The 25,945-nt window shown below is 74.7% G+C and carries 22 protein-coding genes and 2 pseudogenes; 16 read left to right on the forward strand and 8 right to left on the reverse strand.

What is annotated here, in order from left to right; genetic code table 11:
* Position 1 precedes the first annotated feature (1 nt).
* Genes ACIP4Y_RS11150 through ACIP4Y_RS11165 form a run of 4 tightly spaced genes read left to right on the forward strand, consistent with a single transcriptional unit; the run spans position 2 to position 7,130 of the window.
* Positions 2-4,831, forward strand: coding sequence for a beta-ketoacyl synthase N-terminal-like domain-containing protein (locus ACIP4Y_RS11150; RefSeq protein ID WP_401390862.1), 4,830 nt, complete (start codon positions 2-4; stop codon positions 4,829-4,831).
* Positions 4,828-5,148, forward strand: coding sequence for an acyl carrier protein (locus ACIP4Y_RS11155; protein WP_401390865.1), 321 nt, complete (start codon positions 4,828-4,830; stop codon positions 5,146-5,148). The genes ACIP4Y_RS11150 and ACIP4Y_RS11155 overlap by 4 nt, the downstream gene beginning before the upstream one ends.
* Positions 5,149-5,151: 3 nt before the next feature.
* Positions 5,152-5,952 (forward strand): alpha/beta fold hydrolase, encoded by an 801-nt coding sequence (locus ACIP4Y_RS11160; protein WP_401390868.1) that lies wholly within the window; start codon positions 5,152-5,154, stop codon positions 5,950-5,952.
* Positions 5,949-7,130 (forward strand): glycosyltransferase, encoded by a 1,182-nt coding sequence (locus tag ACIP4Y_RS11165; protein WP_401390871.1) that lies wholly within the window; start codon positions 5,949-5,951, stop codon positions 7,128-7,130. The genes ACIP4Y_RS11160 and ACIP4Y_RS11165 overlap by 4 nt, the downstream gene beginning before the upstream one ends.
* A gap of 713 nt (positions 7,131-7,843) precedes the next feature.
* Here the strand turns inward: ACIP4Y_RS11165 and ACIP4Y_RS11170 are convergent.
* Entirely contained in the window at positions 7,844-8,206 is a 363-nt protein-coding gene (locus ACIP4Y_RS11170; protein ID WP_401390874.1) for a hypothetical protein, read from the reverse strand.
* 45 nt (positions 8,207-8,251) lie between these two features.
* Here ACIP4Y_RS11170 and ACIP4Y_RS11175 point away from each other — a divergent pair, with 45 nt between their 5' ends.
* Both ACIP4Y_RS11175 and ACIP4Y_RS11180 read left to right on the forward strand, forming a co-directional pair.
* On the forward strand, positions 8,252-9,319 hold the full coding sequence (locus tag ACIP4Y_RS11175; protein ID WP_401390877.1) for a class I SAM-dependent methyltransferase: 1,068 nt from the start codon (positions 8,252-8,254) through the stop codon (positions 9,317-9,319).
* Between the two features lie 111 nt (positions 9,320-9,430).
* Positions 9,431-10,075 (forward strand): DedA family protein, encoded by a 645-nt coding sequence (locus tag ACIP4Y_RS11180; protein ID WP_401390880.1) that lies wholly within the window; start codon positions 9,431-9,433, stop codon positions 10,073-10,075.
* Positions 10,076-10,139: 64 nt separating this feature from the next.
* On the opposite strand, the gene ACIP4Y_RS11185 is transcribed toward ACIP4Y_RS11180, so the two are convergent.
* The gene (locus ACIP4Y_RS11185) at positions 10,140-10,667 is read right to left on the reverse strand and encodes a gamma carbonic anhydrase family protein (protein WP_358643910.1); all 528 of its coding nucleotides are present in this window, start codon (positions 10,665-10,667) and stop codon (positions 10,140-10,142) included.
* Positions 10,668-10,776: 109 nt separating this feature from the next.
* Between ACIP4Y_RS11185 and ACIP4Y_RS11190 the strand changes: the two genes are divergently transcribed.
* On the forward strand, positions 10,777-11,541 hold the full coding sequence (locus ACIP4Y_RS11190) for an acyltransferase (protein ID WP_401390884.1): 765 nt from the start codon (positions 10,777-10,779) through the stop codon (positions 11,539-11,541).
* An 11-nt stretch (positions 11,542-11,552) separates the two neighbouring features.
* On the opposite strand, the gene ACIP4Y_RS11195 is transcribed toward ACIP4Y_RS11190, so the two are convergent.
* Positions 11,553-12,410: an EamA family transporter gene (locus tag ACIP4Y_RS11195; RefSeq protein WP_401390886.1), complete on the reverse strand. Its 858-nt coding sequence runs from the start codon at positions 12,408-12,410 to the stop codon at positions 11,553-11,555.
* Between the two features lie 109 nt (positions 12,411-12,519).
* On the opposite strand from ACIP4Y_RS11195, the gene ACIP4Y_RS11200 reads away from it, so the two are divergent.
* A complete protein-coding gene (locus ACIP4Y_RS11200) occupies positions 12,520-13,092 on the forward strand; it encodes an XRE family transcriptional regulator (RefSeq protein WP_358643904.1) in 573 nt (190 codons plus the stop codon).
* A 43-nt stretch (positions 13,093-13,135) separates the two neighbouring features.
* Positions 13,136-13,696, forward strand: coding sequence for a YbaK/EbsC family protein (locus ACIP4Y_RS11205; RefSeq protein ID WP_358643902.1), 561 nt, complete (start codon positions 13,136-13,138; stop codon positions 13,694-13,696).
* 2 nt (positions 13,697-13,698) lie between these two features.
* On the opposite strand, the gene ACIP4Y_RS11210 is transcribed toward ACIP4Y_RS11205, so the two are convergent.
* Entirely contained in the window at positions 13,699-14,727 is a 1,029-nt protein-coding gene (locus tag ACIP4Y_RS11210) for a cation diffusion facilitator family transporter (protein WP_401390891.1), read from the reverse strand.
* 59 nt (positions 14,728-14,786) lie between these two features.
* Here ACIP4Y_RS11210 and ACIP4Y_RS11215 point away from each other — a divergent pair, with 59 nt between their 5' ends.
* Complete coding sequence (locus ACIP4Y_RS11215) at positions 14,787-15,152, forward strand: ArsR/SmtB family transcription factor (protein ID WP_401390895.1); 366 nt, start codon at positions 14,787-14,789, stop codon at positions 15,150-15,152.
* A 16-nt stretch (positions 15,153-15,168) separates the two neighbouring features.
* Here the strand turns inward: ACIP4Y_RS11215 and ACIP4Y_RS11220 are convergent, their stop codons facing one another.
* The 3 genes from ACIP4Y_RS11220 to ACIP4Y_RS11230 form a co-directional block, all read right to left on the reverse strand.
* Complete coding sequence (locus ACIP4Y_RS11220; RefSeq protein ID WP_401390898.1) at positions 15,169-16,389, reverse strand: 4-hydroxybenzoate 3-monooxygenase; 1,221 nt, start codon at positions 16,387-16,389, stop codon at positions 15,169-15,171.
* Between the two features lie 61 nt (positions 16,390-16,450).
* Positions 16,451-18,085, reverse strand: a complete 1,635-nt coding sequence (locus ACIP4Y_RS11225) for an APC family permease (RefSeq protein WP_401390901.1) — start codon at positions 18,083-18,085, stop codon at positions 16,451-16,453.
* A gap of 199 nt (positions 18,086-18,284) precedes the next feature.
* Positions 18,285-18,695 (reverse strand): CoA-binding protein, encoded by a 411-nt coding sequence (locus tag ACIP4Y_RS11230; RefSeq protein WP_401390903.1) that lies wholly within the window; start codon positions 18,693-18,695, stop codon positions 18,285-18,287.
* Between the two features lie 142 nt (positions 18,696-18,837).
* Between ACIP4Y_RS11230 and ACIP4Y_RS11235 the strand changes: the two are divergent.
* From ACIP4Y_RS11235 to ACIP4Y_RS11260, 6 genes and pseudogenes are all read left to right on the forward strand, one after another.
* Positions 18,838-19,203, forward strand: a pseudogene (locus tag ACIP4Y_RS11235) (hypothetical protein); the annotation flags it as partial.
* Between the two features lie 417 nt (positions 19,204-19,620).
* Positions 19,621-19,974, forward strand: a pseudogene (locus tag ACIP4Y_RS11240) (hypothetical protein); the annotation flags it as partial.
* Positions 19,975-20,006: 32 nt separating this feature from the next.
* Complete coding sequence (locus ACIP4Y_RS11245) at positions 20,007-20,549, forward strand: SixA phosphatase family protein (RefSeq protein ID WP_401390906.1); 543 nt, start codon at positions 20,007-20,009, stop codon at positions 20,547-20,549.
* A gap of 34 nt (positions 20,550-20,583) precedes the next feature.
* Complete coding sequence (locus tag ACIP4Y_RS11250) at positions 20,584-21,210, forward strand: YigZ family protein (RefSeq protein WP_401390909.1); 627 nt, start codon at positions 20,584-20,586, stop codon at positions 21,208-21,210.
* 105 nt (positions 21,211-21,315) lie between these two features.
* Complete coding sequence (locus ACIP4Y_RS11255) at positions 21,316-22,479, forward strand: exonuclease SbcCD subunit D (RefSeq protein WP_401390912.1); 1,164 nt, start codon at positions 21,316-21,318, stop codon at positions 22,477-22,479.
* Positions 22,476-25,469, forward strand: a complete 2,994-nt coding sequence (locus ACIP4Y_RS11260) for an AAA family ATPase (protein WP_401390913.1) — start codon at positions 22,476-22,478, stop codon at positions 25,467-25,469. Before ACIP4Y_RS11255 ends, ACIP4Y_RS11260 begins: the two co-directional genes overlap by 4 nt.
* 20 nt (positions 25,470-25,489) lie before the next feature.
* Here the strand turns inward: ACIP4Y_RS11260 and ACIP4Y_RS11265 are convergent, their stop codons facing one another.
* Positions 25,490-25,936, reverse strand: coding sequence for an Lrp/AsnC family transcriptional regulator (locus tag ACIP4Y_RS11265; protein WP_358643880.1), 447 nt, complete (start codon positions 25,934-25,936; stop codon positions 25,490-25,492).
* Positions 25,937-25,945 lie beyond the last annotated feature (9 nt).

Here is a 25,945-nt window from a genome sequence, read left to right on the forward strand (position 1 = left end):
CATGACCGGACGTCAAACAGCCGTCGCCGTGGTCGGGATGGCGGTGTTGCTGCCCGGCGCCCGCGACCTGGACGCCTACTGGCGCAACCTGCGGGACGGCGCCGACGCCATCACCGAGGTCCCCGCCGACCGCTGGGACGCCGACTACTACCGGCCCGGCGCGGCCGACGGACCGGCCGTCGCCGGCCAGGTGTACTGCCGGCGCGGCGGATTCGTGGCCGGCCCGCCCGAGGTCGAGGTCACCCGCTACGGCATCATGCCCGCGTCGGTCGCCGGCACCGAACCCGACCAGCTGATCGCCCTCGACGTGGCCGCCGCCGCGCTCGCCGACGCCGGCGGCACCGAACGGCTGCCCGACCGGCACCGGATCGGCGTCGTCCTCGGCCGCGGCGGCTATCTCACCCCCGGCCTCGCCCGGCTGGACCAGCGGGTCCGCACCGCCCACCAACTCGCGCGTACATTGAGCGAGTTGCTACCCGGCCTGGAGCCCGGCCAACTCGACCGGATCAGGGCGGCGTTCACCGAACGGCTCGGCCCCGACAGCCCCGACGCCGCGATCGGCCTGGTCCCCAACCTCGCCGCCTCCCGCATCGCCAACCGCCTCGACCTGCGCGGCCCCGCCTACACCGTGGACGCGGCCTGCGCCTCCTCCCTGGTCGCCGTCGACCAGGCGGTCACCGCGCTCACCACCGGCCGCTGCGACCTGATGCTGGCCGGGGGAGTGCACCACTGCCACGACATCACCCTGTGGAGCGTCTTCTCCCAGCTGCGCGCCCTGTCCCCGACGGAACGCATCCGCCCCTTCCACCGCGACGCCGACGGCATCCTCATCGGCGAGGGCACCGGCGTCGTCGTACTGAAACGGCTCGCCGACGCCGAACGCGACGGCGACCGCGTGTACGCCGTGATCCGCGGCACGGGCGTCGCCGGCGACGGCCGTACGGCGGGGCTCGTCACCCCCGACCCGGGCGGGCAGACCCGCGCCGTGCGCCAGGCCTGGCGGGCCGCCGGACTCGACCCCGCCGCACCGGACTCGATCGGCCTGCTGGAGGCGCACGGCACCGCCACGCCGGCCGGGGACGCGGCCGAACTCGCCACGCTGTCCGAGGTCTTCGGACCGGACACGGAGGGCATGGGGGACGCCGGCCGGCCGGTGCTCGGCTCGGTGAAGTCGATGATCGGCCACACCATGCCGGCGGCGGGAGTGGCCGGCCTGGTCAAGGCCGCGCTCGCCCTCCACCACCGCACCCTCCTGCCCACCCTCCACTGCGACGACCCCCACCCCGCCCTCGCCGCCACCCGCTTCCACACCCTGGAGCGGGCCCGGCCCTGGGAGACCGACGGCCCCCACCGCGTCCGCCGGGCCGCGGTGAACGCGTTCGGGTTCGGGGGGATCAACGCGCACGTGGTGCTGGAGGAGGCGAGGGGCGGACGTCACGGGGCCGTGCGGGGCGGGGGCGGCGGGAGGGGAGCAGCGCGTGGGGCCGGGGCGGGTGCCACGCCTGCGCCCGGGGCCGACGCGAAGCCCGTCACCGGAACGGGTGCAGCTCCCGGTGCGGAGGCCGACGCGCCGGTGCCCGGGGCCGACCCGACTCCCGTCACCGCGGCCCGGCGACGCCCCGCCCGTGTCACCGAGCCCGAGCGCGTTCTCCTGCTCTCGGCCGGTGATGCGGACGGTCTCGTCGCGCTTCTCGGTGCCGAAGACGCGGTCGTGCTCGGCGCCGGGCTCGATCCCGCACGGCCGCACGGCGACGCCGGGCCGGTCCGGCTCGGGGTGGTGGATCCGACCGCCAAACGGCTGGCCCTGGCCCGGCGTGCGGTCGCCAAGGGCCGTGCCTGGCACGGCCGCGGCGACGTGTGGTTCCGCCCCGGACCGCTGCTCGGCCGCGCCGGCGGCAAGGTCGCGTTCGTCTTCCCCGGCCTGGAGGCCGACTTCACGCCCCGCACCGACGACATCGCCGCCCACTTCGGTCTGCCCCCGGTCGCCGGCGCCGGCCCGGACGTCCAGGTCGGCGACATCGGCCGGCACGGCGTCGGTGTCGTCGGCGTGGGCCGCCTGCTGGACCAGGCCCTGCGCCGCATGGGCGTCGTACCGGACGCGGTCGCCGGGCACAGCGTCGGCGAATGGACGGCCATGGCCGCGGCCGGGCTCTACTCGGCGGCCCAGGTGGACGCGTTCATGGCCGGGTTCGACCCGGACTCGGTCACCGTCCCCGGCCTCGCCTTCGCCGCCGTCGGCACCTCCGCGGACCACGTCCGGGCCGCGCTCGCCGGCACCTGGGCGGACTCCGGGATCGTGCTCTCCCACGACAACGCGCCCCGCCAGTCCATGGTCTGCGGCCCCGGCCCGGCGGTGGCGGAGTTCGCGCGGGCGCTGCGCGCCGAGGGTGTGCTCTGCCAGGTGCTGCCGTTCCGGTCCGGCTTCCACACGCCGATGCTCGAACCGTACCTGGCGCCCATCAAGGAGGCCGCCGACCGCTTCCGGCTGCACCCGCCGACCGTGCCGGTGTGGTCGGGGACGACCGCGGCACCCTTCCCGCGGGACGAGCCGGCGGTCCGCGAACTGTTCGTACGGCACCTGCTGGAACCCGTCCGCTTCCGCGAGCTGACCGAGGCCCTGTACGCCGCCGGCCACCGCGTCTTCGTGCAGACCGGCCCCGGCCGGCTGCCCTCCCTTATCGGCGACACCCTCGGCGACCGCGACCACCTGGCCGTCGCCGCCAACTCGCCCCACCACAGCGGCCTGGCCCAGCTCCGGCGCGTGGCCACCGCGCTGTGGACGGCCGGGGCGGCCGTGGCGCCGTACGCACCGCCTCGGACCCCGCCGGCCCGCCCGGCCGTCACCCGGCCGCCGGTCCGCCTCGACCTCGGCAGCGCCCTGGTGTCCCTGGACGGCCCGACCCGCGAGGCCCTGCGCGCCCAGCTGCGCCCGACGCCGCACACAGGGCAGTCCGCGCACCCGGCACCCTCCGGCGCCCCCGCCCTCGACGCCCTCGCCGCCCACCACCCGGTCGCCGCCGAACTCACCGCCCTCCTGCGCGACACCGCCGGCACCGCGGCGGAACTGATCGCCGCGAGCCACCGGCCCGGAGGCCGGCCGCCCGCACCCGCCAGACGCCCGGCAACGACCAGCACCCCCACAGCCACGAGACGCCCTACGACGCCCACCGCCCCCACGGCGGCAACCACACCCCCCACCACCACAACCCTCCACATCTCCCCCCGGACCATGCCCCACCTCCTCGACCACTGCTTCTTCCCGCAGCGCCCCGGCTGGCCGGATCCGGAGGACCGGTGGCCGGTCGTGCCGGCGACCACGATCGTGCGGCACATGATGGACGCGGCGGAGGCGGCGGCCCCCGGCCTGCGCGCCGTCGCCGTGCACGGCGCCCGGTTCGACCGCTGGCTCACCGCCGTACCCCCCGTCGACGTCCCGGTCACCGTCGCACCGGACCCCGACCGCCCGGACGACCGGGTCACCGTCACCTTCGGCCCCACCGCCCGCGCCGTGGTCGAACTCGCCCCGCGCCACCCCGCAGCGCCCCCACCCGGCCCCCTCCCGGCCGGCCCCGAGCGCGTCCCCGACCACACCGCAGCCCAGCTCTACCGCGACCGCTGGATGTTCCACGGACCGCGTTTCCAGGGCCTGACCGAGCTGACCGCGCTCGGCGAGCGGCACATCCGCGGAGTGATCACCACGCCCGAGGCCCCCGGCGCCCTGCTCGACAACGTGGGCCAGCTGCTCGGCTACTGGATCATGGCGACCCGCACCGAGCGGACCGTCGTCTTCCCGGTGCAGCTGGGCCAGGCACGGTTCCACGGACCGCACCCGCAGCCCGGCACCGAGGTCCACTGCGTGCTGCGGATCACCTCGCTCACGGACACCGTGCTGGAGGCGGACGCGGAGCTGACCGTCGGCGGCCGGGTCTGGGCCCGGCTGGCCGGCTGGCAGGACCGCCGCTTCGACAACGACCCCACGACCCGGCCCGTCGAACGCTTCCCCGAACGCCACACCCTCTCCACGGCCCTCCCCGGCGGCTGGGTGCTGGTGCACGAGCGGTGGCCGGACCTCGCCTCCCGCGAGCTGATCATGCGCAACTCGCTGGGCGGCGCGGAGCGTGCCGAGTACGCCGAGCGCCCGCCGCGCGGGCGCCGGCAGTGGCTGCTCGGCCGGATCGCGGCCAAGGACGCCGTACGGCACTGGCTCTGGCAGCAGGGCGAGGGGCCGGTCTTCCCGGCGGAGCTGCGGGTCGGCAACGACGGACTCGGCCGCCCGTACGTCACCGGTGTGCACGGCCGCGAGCTGCCCCCGCTGGACGTCTCGCTCGCCCACCGGGCCGAGGCCGCCGTGGCGATCGTACGGCCGCACCGCCCGCAGCCCGGCCCCGGCATCGACATCGAAGAGGTCGCCGACCGCGACCCGGAGACCCTGACCACCGCGCTCGGCCCGGCCGAACTGCGCCTCCTGCGGGCCCGGTGCGCGGACGGCGGCGATGCGCAGGCCGTGTGGTTCACCCGGTTCTGGGCCGCCAAGGAGGCGGTCGCCAAGGCCGAGGGCGTCGGATTCGGCGGCCGCCCCCGGGACTTCGCCGTGCTGGAGGCCGCCCCGGACGGCAGCCGGCTCCTCGTCTCCGGCCGCCTGGAACGCGCCTACACCGTGCACTGCGCCCCGGCGGCCAACCCGCCCGCCCTGCCCCGGCGCGCCTACGTGGTGGCCTGGACGACCGGACCCGGAGCCGACGACGGACCCCCCGGCCGGCCGCACGCCGGACCCCCCGACGCACCAGCTGACGCACCCGCCGACTCAGCAGCCGAGGAGTACCCCCGATGAACCCCACCCAGCCGGCCCCCGTGCAGCCCACCGCCGACACCGTGCTCGCCGACGTCACCGGCATGCTCCGCACGGTCCTGGCGGAGTACGGCGACGACGACGTGGTGATCGGCATGTCCACCACCTTCAACCGCGACCTGGAACTGGAGAGCATCGACCTCGTCACCCTGGCCGGCCTGCTGGAGGAGCGGTACGGACAGCGGGTCAACCTCGCCGAGTTCCTGGCCGGCATGGAGTTCGACGAGATCATCGAGCTGACCGTCGGCCGGCTCGTGGACCACGTGGTGGGGAGCCTGAACGCCACCCGGGCGGGCTGAGCCATGGCGATGGTCGACGCCGGCGGCATCCGGCTGCACGTCCAGCGGACCGGCCCCACGGACGGCCGCACCCCGCACCCCACCGTCGTCCTGGTGCACGGACTGCTCACCGACAGCCTGGCCAGCTACTACTTCACCGTGGCACCCGCGTTCGCGGCGGCCGGACTCGACGTCGTCATGTACGACCTGCGCGGCCACGGCCGCAGCGAGCGCCCGCCGCACGGCTACACCCTCGACCACAACATCGACGACCTGGAGGCGCTCCTCGGCCGGCTGGCCGTGACCGGGCCCGTGCACCTCGTCGGCAACTCCTACGGCGGCACCATCGCCTTCGGCTACGCGGCCCGCCACCCCGGCCGCGTGGCCAGCCTGACCCTGATCGAGTCCGAGCCGGCGACGGCCGCCTGGGCCGCGAAACTCGGCGGCATCCTGCGCCGGGTGGTGACCGAACTCGCGTACAACGAGCCCGACGCGATCGCCTGGATCACCGCCCACCGCGGCCACAACACCGCCCGCCTCGCCAGGGGCGCGGCCCGGCTGGCCCGCGAGACCACCCTCGGCCGGGACATCCCCGCCAGCCGGGTGCTCACCGAGGCCGAGATCAGCGCCGTACGCTGCCCGGTCCTCGGGGTGTACGGCGGCGACTCGGACCTGGCGGAGCTGGTGCCGGTGCAGCGGCGGCTGCTGACGGACTTCCGGGCGGTCGTGCTGCCCGGGCACGAGCACTCGGTCCTGGTCGAGGCGCCCGGTACGGTCGGCGCGCACATCCTCGGCCTGGTCGCGGCGGGGGCGGGGGTCCGGTGAGCGGGTTCCTCTTCGTCGTCCCGCCGCTGACCGGGCACATCAACCCCGCCGTCGGTGTCGCCGCCCGGCTCGGCGCGCGCGGCCACCGGGTGGCCTGGGCGTGTGCCGACCCCGCGCTGGTGCGGCGGCTCGCGGGCGCGGACGCCGCGGTGTTCGGGTGCGCGGGACCGGTGCCGGGCGCCCCGGGCGCCGTACGGCCGCCGGACCTGCGGGGCGCGGAGGCGTTGCGGTTCCTGTGGGAGTGGTATCTGCTGCCGCTCGCCGACGCGATGGCACCGGGGGTCCGCGCGGCCGTCGCCGGGTTCCGTCCCGACGTGGTCGTCGCCGACCAGCAGGCGTTCGCCGGCGCCCTGGTGGCCGAGCGCCTCGGACTGCCCTGGGCCACCTCGGCGACCACGTCCGCGGAGTTCAGCGGCGCCTACGACGGGCTGCCCAAGGTCGCCGACTGGCTCCGGCAGCGCCTGGCCGAGCTGCGCGCCCGCATCGGCGACCCCGCCGGCACCGCCGACCCGCGCTCCTCACCCCATCTGCTGCTGGTGTTCAGCACTCCGGAACTCGTCGGGCCCCAGGCGCCGTTGGCCCCGCACGTCCACTACGTCGGACCCTCGCTCGCCGGCCGCCCGGCGGGACCGGACTTCCCCTGGGAACGGCTGGACCACGGCCGGGCCAAGGTCCTGGTGACCCTCGGCACGGCCAACGCCGACGCCGGCGGCCGCTTCCTCGCCACGTGCCTGGCCGCGCTGCGGGACCGCGCCGACCGGATCCAGGCGGTGATCGCCGACCCGGCCGGCACGCTGCCCGTGGCACCGGACGACAAGGACGTTGTGACCCTGCCGTCCGTTCCCCAACTCCCCTTGCTGGAACGGATGGACGCCGTCGTCTGCCACGCGGGCCACAACACCGTCTGCGAGGCCCTGTGGCACGGCGTCCCGCTCGTCGTCGCGCCCATCCGGGACGACCAGCCGGTGGTGGCGGGGCAGGTCGTGGACTCCGGCGCGGGCGTCCGGGTCCGCTTCGGCCGGGTCACCGCGGCCCGGCTGGGCGAGGCCTTCGACACCGTCCTGCACGACTCCGCCCACCGGGCCGCCGCCGCCCGGATCAGCGCCGCGTTCCGCGCGGCAGGCGGCGCACCGGCCGCGGCGGCCCACCTCGAACAACTGGCAGCGGAGACCCGATGACCGACGCACGAGATCCCGAGCGCCAAGGCACCGGCCCCCGAAGGACCGACGACCAAGAGCCCGACCCCCGAGGACCCGATGCCCGAGCCATCGGAGCCCGAGAGCCCGACGGCCCAGAGCCCGACCCCCGAACGGCCGATGCCCACGAGACCAGCGGCCCTGAGACCGGCGCCCGAAGGGCCGACACCGCAGACACCGATGCCCGGGGGATCGGCGGCCGAGACATCGGTGCTGGAGAGGGCGACGGCCGAGGCATCGATGCCCGAGAGACCGGCGCCCGAGAGACCGGCGCCCGAGGGGCCGGTGCCCGAAGGGCCGACACCGCAGACACCGATGCCCGAAGGGGAGGCGGCCGAGACATCGGTGCGCGAGAGGCCGACGGCCCAGAGCCCGACCCCCGAAGGGCCGATGCCCGCGAGACCAGCGGCCCTGAGACCGGCGCCCGAGAGACCGGCGCCCCAAGGGCCGACACCGGAGACACCGATGCCCGAAGGGGAGGCGGCCGAGACATCGGTGCGCGAGAGGTCGACGGCCCAGAGCCCGACCCCCGAAGGGCCGATGCCCGCGAGACCAGCGGCCCTGAGACCGGCGCCCGAGAGACCGGTGCCCGAAGGGCCGACACCGGAGACACCGATGCCCGAGGGATCGGCGGCCGAGACATCGGTGCCCGAAGGGCCGGCGGCCGGGAGACCGGCGGCCTGGACATCGACGCCCTAGAGACCCGCGCCCGGGAGACCCGCGCCCGAAAGGCTGACGGCCGAGAGACCGGCGGCCGAGGGGCCGACCCCGGAGACACCGACGTCCGAGAGACCCGCGCCCGAAAGGCTGACGGCGGAGGGGCCGGTGCCCGAAGGGCCGCCGCCAGAGACACCGATGCCCGAGGGATCGGCGGCCGAGACATCGGTGCCCGAAGGGCCGGCGGCCGAGAGACCGGCGGCCTGGACATCGACGCCCGGGAGACCCGCGCCCGAAAGGCTGACGGCCGAGAGACCGGTGCCCAGGAAACCGGTGCCCAGGAAACCGGTGCCCAGGAAACCGGTGCCCAGGAAACCGGTGCCCAGGAGGCCGGCGTCCAAGAGACCGGTGCTCGAGGCGCTCGTGCCCGCGAGGTCGGTGCACCCGTGCCGGACGCCGGCGGCAGGACCGCCCGGATCGCCGCCCTGCGTCCCGCCTACCGGGCCGACCTCGACGCCGGTGTCGGCCGGTTCCTCGCGCCCCGGCGTGCCACCTGTCCCTGGTGCTCCTCCGGGCGGCTCACTCCCCGCCTGCGTACCACCGACCTGCTCCAGCACAAGCCGGGCCGCTTCACGCTGGACCGCTGTGCCGACTGCGGCCATGTCTTCCAGAACCCTCAGCTGACGGCCGAGGGGTTGGAGTTCTACTACCGGGACTTCTACGACGGCCTCGGCGAGCAGCGGATGAGCGGCACCTTCGGCGGGCGTACGGCGATGTACCGGGGCCGCGCCGAGGCGATGCTGCCGCACGATCCCGCGCCGAAGACCTGGCTGGACGTCGGCACCGGCCACGGCCACTTCTGTGCGACCGCCCGCACCGTCCTGCCCGGCACGGCCTTCGACGGCCTCGACTTCACGGACGGCGTCGAAGTCGCCGCACGCGAGGGCCGCGTGGACCACGCCTACCGCGGTTCCTTCCCCGACCTGGCCCCCGACCTCGCCGCCCGCTACGACGTGGTGAGCATGTTCCACTACCTGGAGCACAGTGCCGACCCCGACCGCGAGCTCCGCGCCGCCCACGAGGCCGTACGCCCCGGCGGCCACCTCCTGATCGAGGTACCGGACCCGGAGAGCCGCTACGCCCGGCTCCTCGGCCGCTGGTGGCTGCCCTGGCTCCAGCCGCAGCACCTGCACTTCATGCCGGTCGCCAACCTGCGCCGCCGGCTCGCCGACCTCGGGTTCACGGTGGTCGCGGAACAGCACGCCGAGGCGCACGACCCGGTCGACCTGCTCGCCGCCGTCTGGCTCGCGCTCGACCACACCGCCCCGCCCGAGGACGCACCCTGGCTCCCGGCACGCCCCGGCCCGCTGCGCCGGGCCGCTCGTACCGCCCTCCTTCTGGCCGGCATCCCCGCGCTCCTCACCGCGACCCTTCTCGACCGGTTCGCGGTACGACCGCTGTCCCACCGCCTGGGCCTGGCCAACGCATACCGCTTGGTGGCGCGCAAGGAGTGACAGCGCGGGCGGCCGTTCGGTGCCGACCAGGTAGCCTTCCCTTGGGACGCGCTTTACACCCGGCGGCCCGGCAGGCCGCAGGGCACGACAGCGACAGGGGAGGAACCGGCGGTGCACGTCCAGGATTTGCTCGACTCGGTGCCGGCGGTTGCCGTCTACGCCGTGGTGGCCCTGGTGATCGGTCTGGAGAGCCTGGGCATCCCGCTGCCGGGCGAGATCATCCTGGTCTCCGCGGCGCTGATGTCCTCCCAGCACTCGGGCGTCAACCCGGTCGTCCTCGGCATCTGCGCGACCGCCGGTGCGGTGATCGGCGACTCCATCGGCTATGCCATCGGCCGCAAGGGCGGACGCCCGCTGCTGGCCTGGCTCGGCAGGAAGTTCCCGCGCCACTTCAGCGCGGGCCATGTGGCCACCGCCGAGCGCTCCTTCGAGAAGTGGGGCATGTGGGCGGTCTTCTTCGGCCGCTTCGTCGCCCTCCTGCGCATCTTCGCCGGCCCCCTCGCGGGCGTCCTCCACATGCCGTACTGGAAGTTCCTGATCGCCAACGTCCTCGGCGGCATCTGCTGGGCCGGCGGCACCACGGCCGTCATCTACTACGTCGGCATCGTCGCCGAGGACTGGCTGAAGCGCTTCTCGTACGTGGGCCTGGCGGTGGCGGTCCTGATCGGCCTGGCCTCGATGCTGATCCTCAAGCGCAAGGCGAAGAAGGCCCAGCCGGACCACCGAGAAGCGGAACCTGTGAGCGCGGGGGACTGAAGCACCCCGGAAGGGGCGCGGGGAACTGCGCGATCAACCCGCGGGCCCGCACCCGCCGGCGAACCTACTCATGCACCCCGCGATGCGCCTTCGCCAACTCGGCATAGAGCGTGCCGTTGAGGGTCACCCCTCCCCGCTCCTCCTCGGACAGGGGCCTCTTCACCTTCGCCGGCACCCCCGCCACCAAGGACCCGGGCGGCACCACCATCCCCTGCGGCACCAGGGCCTGAGCCGCGACCAGCGACCCCGCTCCGATCACCGCCCCGTTCAGCACGGTCGCCCCCATCCCGATGAGGCAGTCGTCCTCCACGGTCGCCCCGTGCACCACCGCGTTGTGCCCGATGGACACCCGCTCCCCGACGGTCACCGGAAACCCGGGGTCGGCGTGCAGGGTGACGTTGTCCTGCACATTGGCCTGCGCCCCCACGGTGATCTTCTCGACGTCCCCGCGCACGACCGCCCCGTACCAGACACTGGCCCCCGCGTGCAGCGTGACGTCCCCGATCACGGATGCCGTAGGGGCCACGAACGCCTCCGGATCGACCCGCGGCTCCTTGCCCCCGATACCCACGATCAGCGCCTTGTGCGTCATCACCGTCTCCTCGTGTCGGCCGTACAGGGCACCGTACGACACCGGGTGGGGCAAAGATCACAGCAGCCCGCCCTCTGCGCCGGAGGCGACCGGTGAGTAACGTGACCCCGTGCCGAAGCGCAAGAACACGTTCTCATTGTGGCGACAGGGCCTGGCCCAGCGAGCCGTACACGCTGCCTGGTCCTGGGTCCAGCGCAACGGATCCGTCACGGCCGACCACCCGGCGGGCCTGCGGTTCGGCGCGATCGGCGAAGCCACCCGGCTGGCCTTCCCGCTCGGCACGGTCTTCGGCGAACCCTGGATCCGGCTCGGCTCCCACTGCATCATCGCCGAGCAGGTCACCCTCACCGCCGGCCTGATGCCCGGCCTGGACCTCGGCCCGGACCCGATCCTGCGCATCGGCGACGGTGTGGTCCTCGGCCGCGGCAGCCACGTCATCGCGGACACGACGGTCACCATCGGCAGCGACTGCTACTTCGGCCCGTACGTCTACGTCACCTCCACCAACCACTCCTACGACGACCCGCACGAGCCCATCGGCCGGCAGTGGCCGCGGATGGAGCCGGTCGAGATCGGCCCGGGCTGCTGGATCGGCACCGGCGCCGTGATCCTGCCGGGCGCGCGGATCGGCCGGAACGTGGTCGTGGCGGCCGGCGCGGTGGTCCGGGGCACGGTGCCCGACCACGCGGTGGTGGCGGGGGCGCCCGCCAGGGTCGTACGGCGCTGGACGGCCGAGGACGGCTGGCAGCCGCCGCTGCGGACGCCCGCCCCGGTACCGATACCGGACGGCATGACGCCGGGGCAGTTGCGGGCGCTGGCGGACCTGGACGAGGAGGCGGTGGCGCGGCTGGCCGCGCTGGAGCCCGAGGGCTGACGCGGGCCGGTTCAGCCGGTCGCCAGCAGCAGCGTGCCGAGCAGGGCCAGCCCGGCCCCCGCCGCCTGGATCGCCCGCAGCCGCTCGCGCAGGAAGCCGCGCGCGGCCAGCGCGGTCACCACCGGATACAGCGAGGCGAGTACGGCCGCGACGGTGACCGGACCGCTGCGGGCGGCGATCGCGTAGGTGCCGTTGGCCGCCACGTCGGCCAGTCCGACGAAGGCCAGCGCGGGCAGCGAGGCCCACGGGAAGCCGCCGTCCGGCAGGGCGGCAGCGCCGCGCCGGACGGAGACGGCGAGCGCGGCCCCGCCCACCGCGACGTTCGTCAGCCGCTGCACGAACAGCGCGAGGAACAGGCCGGTCACATCGGTCGAGGCCTCCGCGATCAGCGCGAACACCGTCCCGAAGCCGAGTGCCGCGACCAGCGTGAGCAGCACTGCGCGCCGCTGCACGGCCGCGCCCCGCAGCTGCGGGCCGCCGGCGAGGACGACCCCGGTGACGGCGACCGCGATGCCCGCGACCTGGAGCAGTCCGGGCCGCTCGCCGAGGACGAGACCGACGCCGACGGGGACGGCGACGCTCAGGGTGGCGAGCGGCGAGACCACGCCCATGGGGCCGAGCGCGAGCGCCTTGTAGAAGGAGAGGAGGGCCACCGGTCCGACGAGGCCCGCCGCGAACGCGAACCACAGCCGGGGCCCGGCCTCGCTCCAGCCGCCGGTGGCGAGCACGATCGCGCCCAGGACGGCCGCTGCGACCGCCTGCGAGACGACCACGACCGTCAGCGCCGGGGTGCGCCGTGTCAGCAGCCCGCCGCCGAAGTCGGCCAGACCCCACAGCAGGCTGGTGGTCAGGGCGAAGAATGCTGTCACGGCCGGCCTCGCAGTACAGTTCGGTGAACGCTCAGGTGCACCTCACCGTAGTTCAGCTCATTGAACTACGCCATTAAAAATATTGAACTTCCCGGATATTGGACGCAACGTGTCGGACCTCGAACTCCTGACCCAGTCCCTGGCGCGCAACGTCAGGCACTGGCGCTCGGTGCGCGGCTTCACGCTGGACGTGCTCGCCGCCCGGGCCGGTGTCAGCCGCGGCATGCTCATCCAGATCGAACAGGCCCGCACCAACCCCAGCATCGGCACGGTCGTCAAGATCGGCGACGCCCTCGGCGTCAGCATCACCACCCTCCTCGACTACGAGCAGGGCCCCAAGGTCCGCGTGGTCCCCGCCGAACGCGCCGTACGGCTCTGGCACACCGAGGCCGGCAGCTACAACCGGCTGCTCGCCGGCACCGAGGCGCCCGGACCGCTGGAGATGTGGGACTGGCGGCTGATGCCGGGGGAGAGCAGCCCCTCCGAGCCGCACCCCGGCGGCACCATCGAACTGGTCCACGTCACCGCCGGCGAGCTGACGCTCACCGTGGAGGGCGAGGAGTACCGCGTCCCGGCCGGCGCGAGCGTGTCCTTCGAGGCCAACGTCCCGCACCGCTACGGCAATCGGGGCGAGGAGCCGATGGAGATGGTGATGGCCGTCTCCGTGCCGCCCGTGCCCTGAGACACCGGTACGGTGGGCGGGCGGCCCTTGCTAGCGTGCGGCCATGCGCGCACCCATCGGAGACTTCGACACCGCCGCCCCCGCCCCGGACTGCCTGGACGAGCTGACCGCCCCGGTCGCCGACGCCGTACGCCACTGGCAGGGCGCGGTCCCGGCCGACCGGATCCTGTACGTCGACACCGAGCCGCAGTGGGCCGACACGGCCGTCTTCGTGGAGCACTACGGCCGGGACCTGCTGGAGCGGTCGGCGAACTGCGTGGTGGTCGCGGGCAAGCGGGCCGGCGAGACCACCCTGGCCGCCTGCGTGGTGCCGTCCACCACCCGGGTCGACGTCAACGGGGCCGTCCGCCGTCAGCTGGGCGCCCGCAAGGCCTCGTTCGCCTCGATGGAGACGGCGACCGGCGAGACCGGCATGGAGTACGGCGGCATCACCCCGCTCGGACTGCCCACCGGCTGGCCGGTCCTGGTGGACTCCGCCGTCGTCGACCTGCCCTACGTCCTGGTCGGCAGCGGACGCCGGCGCGGCAAGCTGCTGGTGCCCGGCAAGGCCCTCGCCGAACTGCCCGGCGCGGTCGTCCTGGAGGGGCTGGGCGTCACCGCCTGAGCTCAGACCGCCGTGTGGTGGGCGAGCGCCAGATGCGGGTCCGCCTCTCCCGGCACCGGCGCCGGATCGGCGTGCACCAGGGCGGCCGTCAGTCGCGGTACGGCGTGCAGCAGGGCGTGTTCGGCGGCCACGGCGATCGCGTGCGCCTGCCGGAGCGTCGCCTCGCCGTCCACCACCACCGCGAGTTCGGCCCGCAGCCGGTGCCCGATCCAGCGCAGCCGCAGCTCGCCCACCCCGCGCACCCCCGGCACCCCGCGCACCGCCCGCTCGGCCCGGTCCACCAGCGCCGGGTCGACGGCGTCCAGCATCCGCCGGAACACCTCCCGCGCCGCGTCCCGCAGCACCAGCACGATCGCGGCGGTGATCGCCAGCCCCACGACCGGGTCGGCCCACTGCCACCCCAGCGCCGAGCCGCCGGCGCCCAGCAGCACGGCCAGCGAGGTGAAGCCGTCGGTACGGGCGTGCAGCCCGTCGGCGACGAGCGCGGCCGAGCCGATCTCCCGGCCCACCCGGATCCGGTACCGGGCCACCCACTCGTTGCCGGCGAAGCCGAGGAGCGCGGCCAGCGCGACCGCCGGCACGTGCGCGACCGGACGCGGATCGAACAGCCGCCCGACCGCCGCCCACGCGGCGAAGGCCGCCGAGGCGGCGATGGTCAGCACGATCACCAGACCCGCGAGGTCCTCGGCACGGCCGTATCCGTAGGTGAACCGGCGGGTCGCCGCCCGACGGCCCAGCACGAACGCGATGCCGAGGGGGACGGCGGTCAGCGCGTCGGCCGCGTTGTGCACCGTGTCGCCGAGCAGCGCCACCGACCCGGAGACGGCCACCACGGCCGCCTGCCCCAGCGCGGTCGTCCCCAGCACGGCCAGCGACACCCACAGCGCCCGCATGCCCCGCGCCGAGGACTCCAGCGCCGGGTCCAGTTTCTCGGCGGTCTCGTGGGAGTGCGGGGCGAGCAGATGGGCGAGGCGGTGGGCGAAACGGTGGCGCCGCTCCGGGTGGTGATGATGAGGGTGCCGGTGGCTCACGTCGATCCCCTTCCGGTACGGGAGTGGACGCACCGCGCCCACCGGACCATTATGTGCGTATGAGCGCACGCATGCACCTGTCACCTGCACACCATGCGCACGAGCGCAAGCCGGGCGAGGAGCAGTTCGCGCTCGCCGCCGAGCTGCTCGCCCTGCTGGGCGACCGCACCCGGCTCGCCCTGCTGCACACCCTGACCGCAGGCGAGGCCGACGTCGGCACGCTCACCGAGGCGTGCGGCGCCGCCCGCCCGGCCGTCAGCCAGCACCTGGCCCGGCTGCGGCTGGCCGGCCTGGTGGACACCCGCAAGGAGGGCCGCCGGGTGATCTACTCGCTCCGGCACGGGCATCTGCGGCGGCTGGTCGAGGAGGCCCTGAGGACGGCCGACCACCGCCTCGCCGAACGGGGCGGTCCGGCGGCGCGCTGACCGGTGCGCAACGAGGTCAGAACGCCTCGGCCGCCCCCAGGTACTGCTCGGCGAAGGCGGCCGCCGCCGCGGGCGAGGTGAACAGCCGACGCAGCCGGGCCAGCGTGGTGCCGGCGCGGTAGGGGTCGCCGTGGGAGGCGCCGTGGTAGATCTCGGAGAGCCACTCCGAGAACTCCTGGTAGTCCCACACCCGGCGCAGACAGGCGTCCGAGTAGCCGTCCAGGCCCGCCGGGTCGTCCTTGGTCAGATACGCGGCCAGGGCGTCGCCGAGCAGGAACGCGTCGTTCAGCGCCAGGTTCATGCCCTTCGCGGCGATCGGCGCGACGAGGTGCGCGGCGTCGCCGGCCAGGAAGAGCCGGCCGAACACCATGGGCTCGACGACGTAGGTGTGCATGTCCAGCACCCGCTTCTCCAGCAGCCGGCCCTCGGTCAGCGGGGGCTGGTCCGCCGCTGCCAGGCGCCGCTGGAGCTGGTCCCAGACGCGCTCGTGCGTCCAGGCGTCCGGGTCGTCGCCGGGCGGGCACTGGAGGTAGTAGCGGGTCATCTCGGCACTGCGGGGCATGTGCCCGGCGAACCCGTCGGCGTGCATGCCGAACAGCACGCGGTCGGAGGACGGCGGTGCCTCGGCCAGCAGGGCCAGCCAGCCGATGCCGTAGTCGTGCCGGGAGATCCGCGCCCGCGGCGGCAGCGCGGCCCGGCTCGCCCCGCGCGCCCCGTCGCAGCCGGCGACGAAGTCGCAGTGCACCACGAGCCGTTCACCGCTGTCCGGGTCGGTGTAGGAGACGGCGGGCCGGTCCGAGTCCAGGTCGTGCAGGCGTACGTCCCGCACGCCGAAACGGATCGCGCCGCCGCGCACGTCGGCGTACTCGCGTACCAGGTCGGTCACGAGCAGGGGCTGCGGGTAGATCCAGTGGTGACGCCCCGCCAGTTCCGTGTACTCGAAGCGGTAGCCGTGCCCGTCGAAGCGGAACTCGCACGCGGAGTGCCGCTCGGCGCGCTCCAGCAGGTTGCCGGCCAGGCCGCGTCGTTCCAGGGCGCGTACGGCCCACTCCTCGATGACGCCGGCGCGTGGCCGCTGTTCGATGAACGCCCTGCTCTCGGTCTCCAGGACCAGGCAGTCGACACCGGCGGCCCGCAGGATGTTCCCGACGGTCAGGCCGGCCGGTCCGGCGCCCACGACGACGACCGGGAAGCGGGCAGGCGCGGGGGAGTCGAGGCGGGGGGAGGGAGACGTCACGCGAGCATTATGACGGTGTCCCGTCAGCCGAGCCGACGGGACACCGGGGGGAAGAGACGGGTCAGTGCGCGGGCGCCTCCGTCACCACGACCTCGTCGATGCTCCGCTCGATCGCCTCGGGCTTCGAGGCGACGGCACGGGCCCAGTAGTAGATGCCGACCGAGAAGGCCGCCACGACCAGGATGTCCCACCACAGCGGGATGGTGCCCCGGCCGCCGAAGGTGCCCAGCCAGGAGATCAGGCCCAGGCCCAGCAGGTAGCCGGGCAGCCACTGCGCGGCCTTGAAGTCCATGCGGGGCGCGTCCGGCTTCCCCGTGGCCGTGGCGTACCAGGCGTAGGAGCCCAGCAGCAGGTAGCCGAGCAGGATCGCGAAGCCCAGCCGCCACAGGGTGTCCCAGCCGGCCCAGTAGATGATCAGGTTGGCCACCACGAAGGACAGCGGCGAGATGATCTTTCCGCCGGGCAGCCGGTAGGGGCGCTCGAGGTGCGGCAGGCGGTCGGCGAAGACGCCGTAGGCCAGCGGCGCGCCCGCGTACATCAGCACGCTCGCCGAGGTGATGAAGCCGACCAGCTCCTGCCAGCTCGGGAACGGCAGGAAACAGACCACACCGGTGACGAACGACATGATGAGGCCGAACCACGGCACACCGCGCTTGTCGGTCTTCGCGAACGCCTTCGGCGCGTAGCCGTTCTTGGCCAGGCCGAAGGAGACGCGCGAGGTGGCGGTGGTGTAGATCAGGCCGGTGCCGCCGGGCGAGATGATCGCGTCGACGTAGAGCACCCAGCCCAGCCAGCCCAGTCCCACCAGGGTCGCCAGGCCCGCCCAGGGACCGCTGATGCCCGGGAAGTCCAGCTTGGCCCAGCCGTGCGCGAAGGAGGTGTGCGGCAGCGCGGCGATGAACACGACCTGCAGCAGGATGTAGATCACGGCGCCGATCGCCACCGAGCCGAGGGTCGCCCGCGGCAGGTCACGCTTCGGGTTCCGGCTCTCGCCCGCCAGCTGGATCGCCTGCTCGAAGCCGAGCAGCGCGAAGATGATGCCGCTGGAGCTGATGGCGCCGAGGATGCCCTGGGCGCCGAAGGGAGCGAAGCCCTCCGAGGTGAAGTTGCTCGCGTGGAAGTTGGTCGCGGCGATGATGAAGATGGCCCCGAGCGGGACGGCGATCTTCCACCAGGTCGCGGCGCTGTTGGTGTGGGCCAGAGCGCGGACGCCGAAGAAGTTGACGCCCACGAAGACCGCCATCAGGGCGACGGCCGTGACGAAACCGCTGGTCGTCAGTGTTCCGTCGGCGTGCTGAAGGCCCTGGGCCCACTTCCAGTGACCGGCGTAGCCGATCATGGCCTCGACCTCGATCGGGGCCACGGTGGCCGCCTGGAGCCAGGCGAACCAGCCGAAGGACATACCGGCCAGGCCGCCGAACGCGTAGTGCGGGTAGCGGGCGGTGCCGCCCGCCACCGGGAACATGCCGCCGAGCTCGGCGTGCACGAGCGCCAGCAGCACGATCGCCACCGCGCCGATCACCCAGGAGATGATCGCCGCGGGGCCGGCGACGACGACGGCCTTCTCGGCGCCGTACAGCCAGCCGGAGCCGATGATGGAGCCGACGGAGGCCCACATCAGACCGATCAGTCCGACATCTCGGCGCAGTCCGCCGGACTCCATCTTGGCCTGTGGCAGGGCGTCGACTTTCGCCATGTCAAGTGGCCTCTCAGTTCATGAACGCAGGATTAACGAGCAATGAGGCCACAGGCTAGGAAGGCAGTGCCTGCCGACGAAAGACTGTTTCCCAAAACTTGACCCAGGATCTTGTCCGTCTTGGTCACAGTCTTTGTACAGGTCAGACCGGTCCGAGGAATGTCAATATTCAGCGGAGAATTGTGATGAAGGAGAGTAGTCACACGGTCAGACGGGGAATTTCGATCGCCGGGCACCGGTCCATGACCATTTCCAGACCTGCCGCACGGGTGCGTTCGTAGGCCGCCACGTCGACGACCCCGAGCTGGAACCACACCGCCCGCGCGCCCTTCGCCACGGCCTCGTCCGCGACCCGGCCGGCCAGCTCGCTGTTGACGAAGACGTCGACCACGTCCACGTCGAAGGGGACGTCCGCGAGGCAGGCGTAGCCCTGCTCGCCGTGCACCGTCTCGGCCTTCGGGTGCACCGGCACGATCCGCTTGCCGAACCGTTGCAGCACCCGTGCCACCCCGTAGGCGGCCCGGTGCTGGTTCGAGGACAGGCCGACCACCGCCCAGGTGTCGCCCAGCTCGGTCAGGATCCTGCGGACCGTCGCCTCGTCGCCGTACATCGGCCGCCTCCTCGGGCTGCGGGGAACTGTGTGTCCGGGCAACAGTGCCTCGGCGGGTGCGGATTCCCGCCGCAGTCCGGCGCGCTGTCCGGAATCGGTGCAAGCCGCTGCATACGGCCGCTCGCCCGCCTACGCTCACCCCGTGCTGCGCATCCTCGACGCCCGAACCGGTGAGCCCGTCGCCGCCGCGCCCGCCCGCCGCGGCCTGACCCGCATCGAGGCCCACGCCTGGCGCCTCGACCCGACGGCCCTGCGGGTGCTGCTCACCGCCGACCTGCTGGTCCGGGCGCTGGAACTGGGCGGCACCCCGGTCTGGACGATCCTCACGGCCCCCCGTGACCACCCCGAACTGCGCACCGCCGCCACCCGCCTGGCCATCCGCCCCTTCGAGGACGCCCACGACCTCGCCTCCGGCCTCGGCGAGTCCCAGGCCATCCATGTGGCGCAACGCGGGTCCGAGAACACGCTCGGGGAGGGGCCGGTGGTTTCTGTCGGGGCGGTGGAGTGGGGCGCCGGCGGCGGCATGGAGGGGAGCGACGGGGAGGCCGGCCGGGCTGGTGGCGGGGCGGCGAGTTCCGGCGAGGGGGCCACACGGGCGGGCGGGGAGACGGCGAGTCCTGGCTGGGTGGCCGGGCAGGCCGGTGGCGGGGCTGACAGGTCCGGCCGGGACGTGGAGGAGATCGGTTGGGCCGGTGGTGGCGCGGGGAGCTCCGGCGGTGGCGCCGGCTCCGCGGGTCGTGACGGGGAGAGGTTCGGTGGTGAGGCCGGGCGGGCCGGCGACGACCAGGGGCGGGCTGACGAGGAGGCCGGGCGCGCGGACGGGGCGAAGTGGCCTGGTGCTGGTGCTGCCGGCGTCGGCATCGGCGGGCGCCTCGCCCGCGGGGATGCCCGCGGCACGGCGGATCCCGGTGGCGCCTCCCCGCTTCCGGCACTGCTCCGCGACCCCTCCGCCCTCCGGCTCGCCCTGCTCGCCGTCCCGCGGAGCGAACCCGTGCGGCTGGACCCGGACGTGCTGGAGGACGCCGCGCGGAGTCTCGCCCGGTGGCGGCGGGCCGTCGCCGGCTGGGCACGGCGGCCCTCGCGGCCGGTCCCCGGCGAGGTGCGGGAACGGCTGCGCGCCGCGTGGGAGGACGACCTGGATCTGCCCGCGGTACTCGGCGTCCTGCGGGACGTGGAGACCGCGCCCGGTGTCGCGGACGGTGCCCGGTTCGAGACGTTCGCCTATGCCGACCGGTTGCTTGCCCTCGATCTCGCGCGGGACATCGGGGGTCCGGTGTGAGCGGGACGCGGGGCGGTGTGCGGGAGGCCGGTGTGCGTCGGACGGCCGGTGGCGGGCCCCTGCGGCGGCTGGTGGTGTTGCGGCATGCCAAGTCCGCGTGGCCCGAGGGGGTCGAGGATCACCGCAGGCCGCTCTCGCCGCGTGGTCTGCGGGACGCGCCGGCCGCCGGGCGGGCCCTCGCCGCCGGTTCGCTGCCCGACCTCGCCCTGTGCTCCACCGCCGTACGCGCCCGCCGTACCTGGGAGCTGGCCTCCGCCGAGTGGGCCACACCACCGCCGGTGCGCTACGACCGGCGGCTGTACGCGGCCGGCGTCCGTGAGCTGCTGGAGGTGGTGCACGAGGCACCGGCGCAGGTGCGCACGCTGCTGCTGGTCGGGCACAACCCCGGCCTGGAGGACCTGGTGCTGACGCTGGCCGCGGACGGCCTCGACGACACACTGGACCGGGTGCGCACGAAGTTCCCGACCTCCGCGTTCGCCGTGCTCGCCTGGCACGGCACCGGCTGGCCGGACCTGGGCCCCGGCGGCGCCCTGCTCACCTCGTTCACAGTCCCGCGCGGGAAGAAGCCGAGCTAGCGAGGGTGTCCCGGCGCTCGCATAGGCTGGCGGGATGCAGGACGAGTACCGCACAGTCGCCCGCGCGGGCGTGCACGAGACCGAGATCAACCGCTCCCGCTTCCTGTGCGCCCTCGCCCCGGCCGCCACCGAGCAGGAGGCCCAGGAGTTCATCGCCGCCGTGCGCAAGGAGCACGCCGACGCCACCCACAACTGCTGGGCGTACGTCATCGGCGCCGACGCCTCCGTGCAGAAGGCCAGCGACGACGGCGAACCGGGCGGCACCGCCGGCGTGCCCATGCTGCAGATGCTGCTGCGCCGCGACATGCGGTACGTGGTGGCCGTCGTCACCCGCTACTACGGCGGCGTCAAGCTCGGCGCCGGCGGACTGATCCGCGCCTACGGCGGCTCGGTCGGCGAGGCCCTGGAGGCGCTCGGCACGATCACCCGGCGCCGCTTCCGGCTGGCCACGGTGACCGTCGACCACCAGCGCGCGGGCAAGGTCCAGAACGATCTGCGCGCCACCGGACGCGAGGTGCGCGACGTCCGCTACGGCGAGGCCGTCACCCTGGAGATCGGCCTGCCGGACGCCGAGGTGGACGCCTTCCGCGCCTGGCTCGCCGATGTGACGGCGGGCACGGCCGGCCTCGAACTCGGCGGCGAAGCCTACGGGGACGCCTGACGATTGCCGCGAATCAGGCATAACGCCCCTGCGTCGAGCGGGCCGTGACGGCGATACATGAGCAACCGCCCGTGATGTCGGACCCGGCCGTTAGTCTCGGGGCTCATGAGACTGCTGCACACGTCCGACTGGCACCTCGGCCGGGCCTTCCACCGGGTGAACCTGCTCGGGGCCCAGGCCGAGTTCATCGGTCACCTCGTCGGCACCGTGCGTGAGCACGAGGTGGACGCGGTGGTCGTGTCGGGCGACGTGTACGACCGCGCGGTGCCGCCGCTCGCCGCGGTCGAGCTGTTCGACGACGCCCTGCACCGCCTCGCGGACCTCGGCGTGCCCACGGTGATGATCTCCGGCAACCACGACTCGGCCCGCCGCCTCGGCGTCGGCGCCGGACTCATCGGCCGCGCCGGCATCCACCTGCGCACCGAACCCTCCGCCGCCGGCACCCCGGTCGTACTCCAGGACGCCCACGGGGAGGTCGCCTTCTACGGCCTGCCGTACCTCGAACCGGCCCTGGTGAAGGACGAGTTCGGTGTCGACAAGGCCGGCCACGAGGCCGTGCTCGGCGCCGCCATGGACCGCGTCCGCGCCGACCTCGCCACGCGCGCGCGGGGCACGCGTTCCGTCGTCCTCGCCCACGCCTTCGTCACCGGCGGCCAGGCCAGCGACAGCGAGCGGGACATCACCGTCGGCGGGGTCGCCGCCGTACCGGCCGGAGTCTTCGACGGCGTCGACTACGTGGCGCTCGGGCATCTGCACGGCTGCCAGACCATCACCGAGCGCGTGCGCTACTCCGGCTCGCCGCTCGCCTACTCCTTCTCCGAGGCCGGCCACCGCAAGAGCATGTGGCTGATCGACCTGGACGCGGACGGCGCGGTCACCGCCGAACGCATCGACTGCCCGGTGCCCCGCCCGCTCGCCCGCATCCGCGGCACCCTGGACGACCTCCTCGCCGACCCGGCGCTGACCCGCCACGAGGACGCCTGGGTCGAGGCCACCCTCACCGACCCGGTCCGCCCGGCCGACCCCATGGCCCGGCTCACCGAGCGCTTCCCGCACACCCTCAGCCTGGTCTTCGCCCCCGAGCGGGCCCAGGACGACCCCCGGGTGTCCTACGCCCGGCGCCTCGCGGGCCGCAGCGACCAGCAGATCGCCCAGGACTTCGTCGCCCATGTGCGCGGCACCGGACCCGACGAGCACGAGGCGGCCGTCCTGCGCGAGGCGATCGACGCCGTCCGCGCCGACCACGCCGTGCGGGAGGTGGCCCGGTGAGGCTGCACCGGCTCGACATCACCGCCTTCGGGCCCTTCGGCGGCGCCCAGCGCGTCGACTTCGACGCGCTGTCGACCGCCGGGCTGTTCCTGCTGCACGGCCCCACCGGCGCCGGCAAGACGTCCGTCCTGGACGCCGTCTGCTACGCCCTCTACGGCTCCGTCCCCGGCGCCCGGCAGAGCAGCCAGGGCATGCACCTGCGCAGCGACCACGCCCAGCCGGGCACCCGCACCGAGGTCCGCCTCGAACTCACCGTCGCCGGACGCCGGCTGGAGATCACCCGCCAGCCCCCGTGGGAGCGCCCCAAGCTGCGCGGCAAGGGCATGACGGTCGACAAGGCCCAGACCTGGCTGCGCGAGTACGACGCCCGGGCCGGCGCCTGGAAGGACCTCAGCCGCTCCCACCAGGAGACCGGCACCGAGATCGAGCAGCTGCTCGGCATGAGCCGCGAGCAGTTCTGCCAGGTCGTCCTGCTGCCCCAGGGCGACTTCGCCCGCTTCCTGCGCGCGGACGCCGAGGCCCGCAGCAGGCTGCTCGGCCGCCTCTTCGACACCCGGCGCTTCACCGACGTCGAGAAGCGCCTCGGCGAACGCCGCCGCGCCACCGAGGCACGCGTGCGCGAGGGTGACACGGCGCTGCTCGCCGACGCCCACCGCATGCAGCAGGAGGCGGGCGACGCCATGGAGCTGCCCGAGCTGGCCCCCGGCGACCCGGGCCTGGCCGAGGCCGTCCTCGGCGCCGCCGCCGTCGCCCGCAGCACCGCCCGGGAACGCCTCGCCGTCGCCCACTGCCGGCTCTCCGCCGCCGAGTCCGCCCACGCCGCGGCCCGGCGCGCCCTGGAGGAGGCACGCGAACTCGCCCGGCTGCAAAGCAGGTTCGCCGAGGCCCGGCAGCGCGCCGAGCGCCTCCAGGAGCGGGCCGGCGCCCACCGCGAGAACCAGGAGCGCATGGAGCGGGCCCGCAAGGCGGAGGCCGTCGCGCCCGCGCTGGAGCTGCGGGAGGCCACCGAGACGGAACACCGCCGGGCCGCCGCGGCCGAAGCTCGGGCGCGCGCCCTGCTGCCCGACTCCCACGCCGGCGCCGGCGCGAGCGGGCTCGCCACCGCCGCCCGCCGGGCCGCCGAGGAACTGGGCGGCCTGGACGCGGCCCGGCGCGCCGAACGGCGGCTCGCCGAACTCGCCGAGGAACGCGCCGGACTCGACCGGCAGGAGCGCGCCGACGACGACGTGCTGCGCGAGGCCGACGCCTGGCTCGCCGACTGGGACACCACCCGCGCGGCCCTCCAGACCCGCGTCGACTCCGCCCAGGAGGCCGCCACCCGCGCCGAACAGCTCGCCGTCCAGCGCGCCCCCATGCAGCGGCGGCTCGACGCGGCCCGCACCCGCGACCGGCTGGCGGCCGACCTCGCCGGGGCCCGGGAGCGCGCGCGTGACTCCGAGCAGCGCGCCCTCGACGCCCGCAGCCACTGGCTGGACCTGAAGGAACAGCGCCTGAACGGCATCGCCGCCGAACTGGCCGCCCACCTCACCGACGGCGAACCCTGCGCGGTCTGCGGCGCCACCGAACACCCCGCCCCCGCCCGCAAGGTCGCCGGACACGTCGACCGCGAGACCGAGGACCGCGCCCTCGCCGCGTACCAGCGGGCCGAGGACCAGCACACCGCGGACGAACGGCGCCTCGGCGAGGTCCGCGAGGCCCTGGCCGCGGCCACCGCCGAGGCCGGCGACACGCCCACCGACCGGCTCGCCGCCGAGGCCGGCGACCTCGAGCAGGAGTACGCCCGCGCCCGCCGCGAGGCCTCCGCCCTGCACGTCGCCCAGGAGGAGCTGCGGCGCGCCGAGGAGGAACGCGAGCAGCGGCTCGCCGACCGCCAGCAGGCCGCCGTCCGGGCCGCCTCCCGGCTCGCCCGGCGGGACACCCTGGAACGCGAACAGGCCCTGCTGGAAGCCGAGTTGACGCAGGCCCGGGGCACGGCCGACAGTGTGGCCGCGCGCGCCGCGCAGCTGGAGCGGCAGGCGGCCCGGCTGACCGACGCCGCCGACGCGGTGCGCGCCGCCGAGGACGCCGCCCAGCGGCTGAAGGACGCCGACGCCCGGCTCGCCGACGCCGCCTACCGGGCCGGCTTCGACACCCCGCAGGCCGCCGCCGAGGCCCTGCTGGACCCGGCCGCCCACCGCGAGCTGCAGCACCGGCTGGACGCCTGGCAGCAGGAGGAGGCCGCCGTCCGCGCGGTCCTCGCCGAGCCCGGCACCGCGACCGCCGCCCGGCAGCCGCCCGCCGACCCGGCCGCGGCCGAGCGCGCGGCGGCCGGCGCGGAACGGCGGCTGCGCGAGGCCGCCTCAGCGCGCGACGCCGCCGCCCGCTGCTGCACCGAGCTGGACCGCCTCTCCGCCCGCGCCGCCGAGGCCGTACGCCGGCTGGGCCCGCTGCGCGCGGAGTACGACCGGGTGGCCCGGCTCGCCGCCCTCACCGCGGGCACCTCCGCCGACAACGAACGCCGGATGCGCCTGGAGTCGTACGTCCTGGCGGCCCGGCTGGAACAGGTCGCCGCCGCCGCGACCGTGCGCCTCCAGCGGATGTCGTCCGGCCGCTACACCCTCGTCCACTCCGACGACCGCACCGGGCGCGGCAGAAGCGGGCTCGGGCTGCACGTGGTCGACGCCTGGACCGGACGGGAACGGGACACCGCGACCCTCTCCGGCGGCGAGACCTTCTTCGCCTCCCTCGCGCTCGCCCTCGGCCTCGCCGACGTCGTCACCGACGAGGCGGGCGGCATCCGCCTGGACACCCTCTTCATCGACGAGGGCTTCGGCAGCCTCGACGACCAGACCCTGGACGAGGTCCTGGACGTCCTGGACTCCCTGCGCGAACGCGACCGCAGCGTCGGCATCGTCAGCCACGTCCCCGACCTGCGGCGCCGGATCCACGCCCAGCTGGAGGTCGTCAAGGGCAGAACGGGCTCGGCGCTGCGGCAGCGGGGAGTCGCCTAGGACGGCAAAGGCCGAGCGGCCTAGCGGCCCAGCGGGCGGCGGGGCAGTGGGGAGGAGTACACCACGCTGGTGGTCACCGAACCGAGCGCGCCGATCCTCCCCGAGACCTCCTCCAGGTGGGACATCGACCGCGCGGTGACCTTGATGACGAAGCAGTCGTCGCCCGTGACGTGGTGCGCCTCCAGGATCTCGGGCGTCGCCGCGACCAGGTCGTGGAAGGGCTTGTAGTTGCCGTTCGGGTAGCGCAGCCGTACGAACGCCAGGATCGGCAGGCCCAGCCGCTCGGGGTCGACCACCGCCGCGTACCCCTGGATCACTCCCGCCTCCTCCAGCCGCCGGACCCGCTCGGTGACGGCGCTCGGCGACATCGACACGGCCCGCGCCAGGTCGGCGTAGCTGGCCCGCCCGTCGCGCTGGAGGACTTCGAGGATGCGCCAGTCGGTGGCGTCCGGGGAATACACGGTCATCCCGGATGG

Source organism: Streptomyces sp. NPDC088810 (genome assembly GCF_044750305.1).
Taxonomy (GTDB): Bacteria; Actinomycetota; Actinomycetes; order Streptomycetales; family Streptomycetaceae; genus Streptomyces.

Excerpts from the sequence above, each read along its gene's own strand:
- ACIP4Y_RS11150 (WP_401390862.1), top strand. The coding sequence starts at position 2 with ATGACCGGACGTCAAACAGCCGTCGCCGTGGTCGGGATGGCGGTGTTG.
- ACIP4Y_RS11155 (WP_401390865.1), top strand. The coding sequence starts at position 4,828 with ATGAACCCCACCCAGCCGGCCCCCGTGCAGCCCACCGCCGACACCGTG.
- ACIP4Y_RS11160 (WP_401390868.1), top strand. The coding sequence starts at position 5,152 with ATGGCGATGGTCGACGCCGGCGGCATCCGGCTGCACGTCCAGCGGACC.
- ACIP4Y_RS11185 (WP_358643910.1), bottom strand. The coding sequence starts at position 10,667 with ATGACGCACAAGGCGCTGATCGTGGGTATCGGGGGCAAGGAGCCGCGG.
- ACIP4Y_RS11205 (WP_358643902.1), top strand. The coding sequence starts at position 13,136 with ATGCGCGCACCCATCGGAGACTTCGACACCGCCGCCCCCGCCCCGGAC.
- ACIP4Y_RS11215 (WP_401390895.1), top strand. The coding sequence starts at position 14,787 with ATGAGCGCACGCATGCACCTGTCACCTGCACACCATGCGCACGAGCGC.
- ACIP4Y_RS11225 (WP_401390901.1), bottom strand. The coding sequence starts at position 18,085 with ATGGCGAAAGTCGACGCCCTGCCACAGGCCAAGATGGAGTCCGGCGGA.
- ACIP4Y_RS11230 (WP_401390903.1), bottom strand. The coding sequence starts at position 18,695 with ATGTACGGCGACGAGGCGACGGTCCGCAGGATCCTGACCGAGCTGGGC.
- ACIP4Y_RS11250 (WP_401390909.1), top strand. The coding sequence starts at position 20,584 with ATGCAGGACGAGTACCGCACAGTCGCCCGCGCGGGCGTGCACGAGACC.
- ACIP4Y_RS11255 (WP_401390912.1), top strand. The coding sequence starts at position 21,316 with ATGAGACTGCTGCACACGTCCGACTGGCACCTCGGCCGGGCCTTCCAC.
- ACIP4Y_RS11265 (WP_358643880.1), bottom strand. The coding sequence starts at position 25,936 with ATGACCGTGTATTCCCCGGACGCCACCGACTGGCGCATCCTCGAAGTC.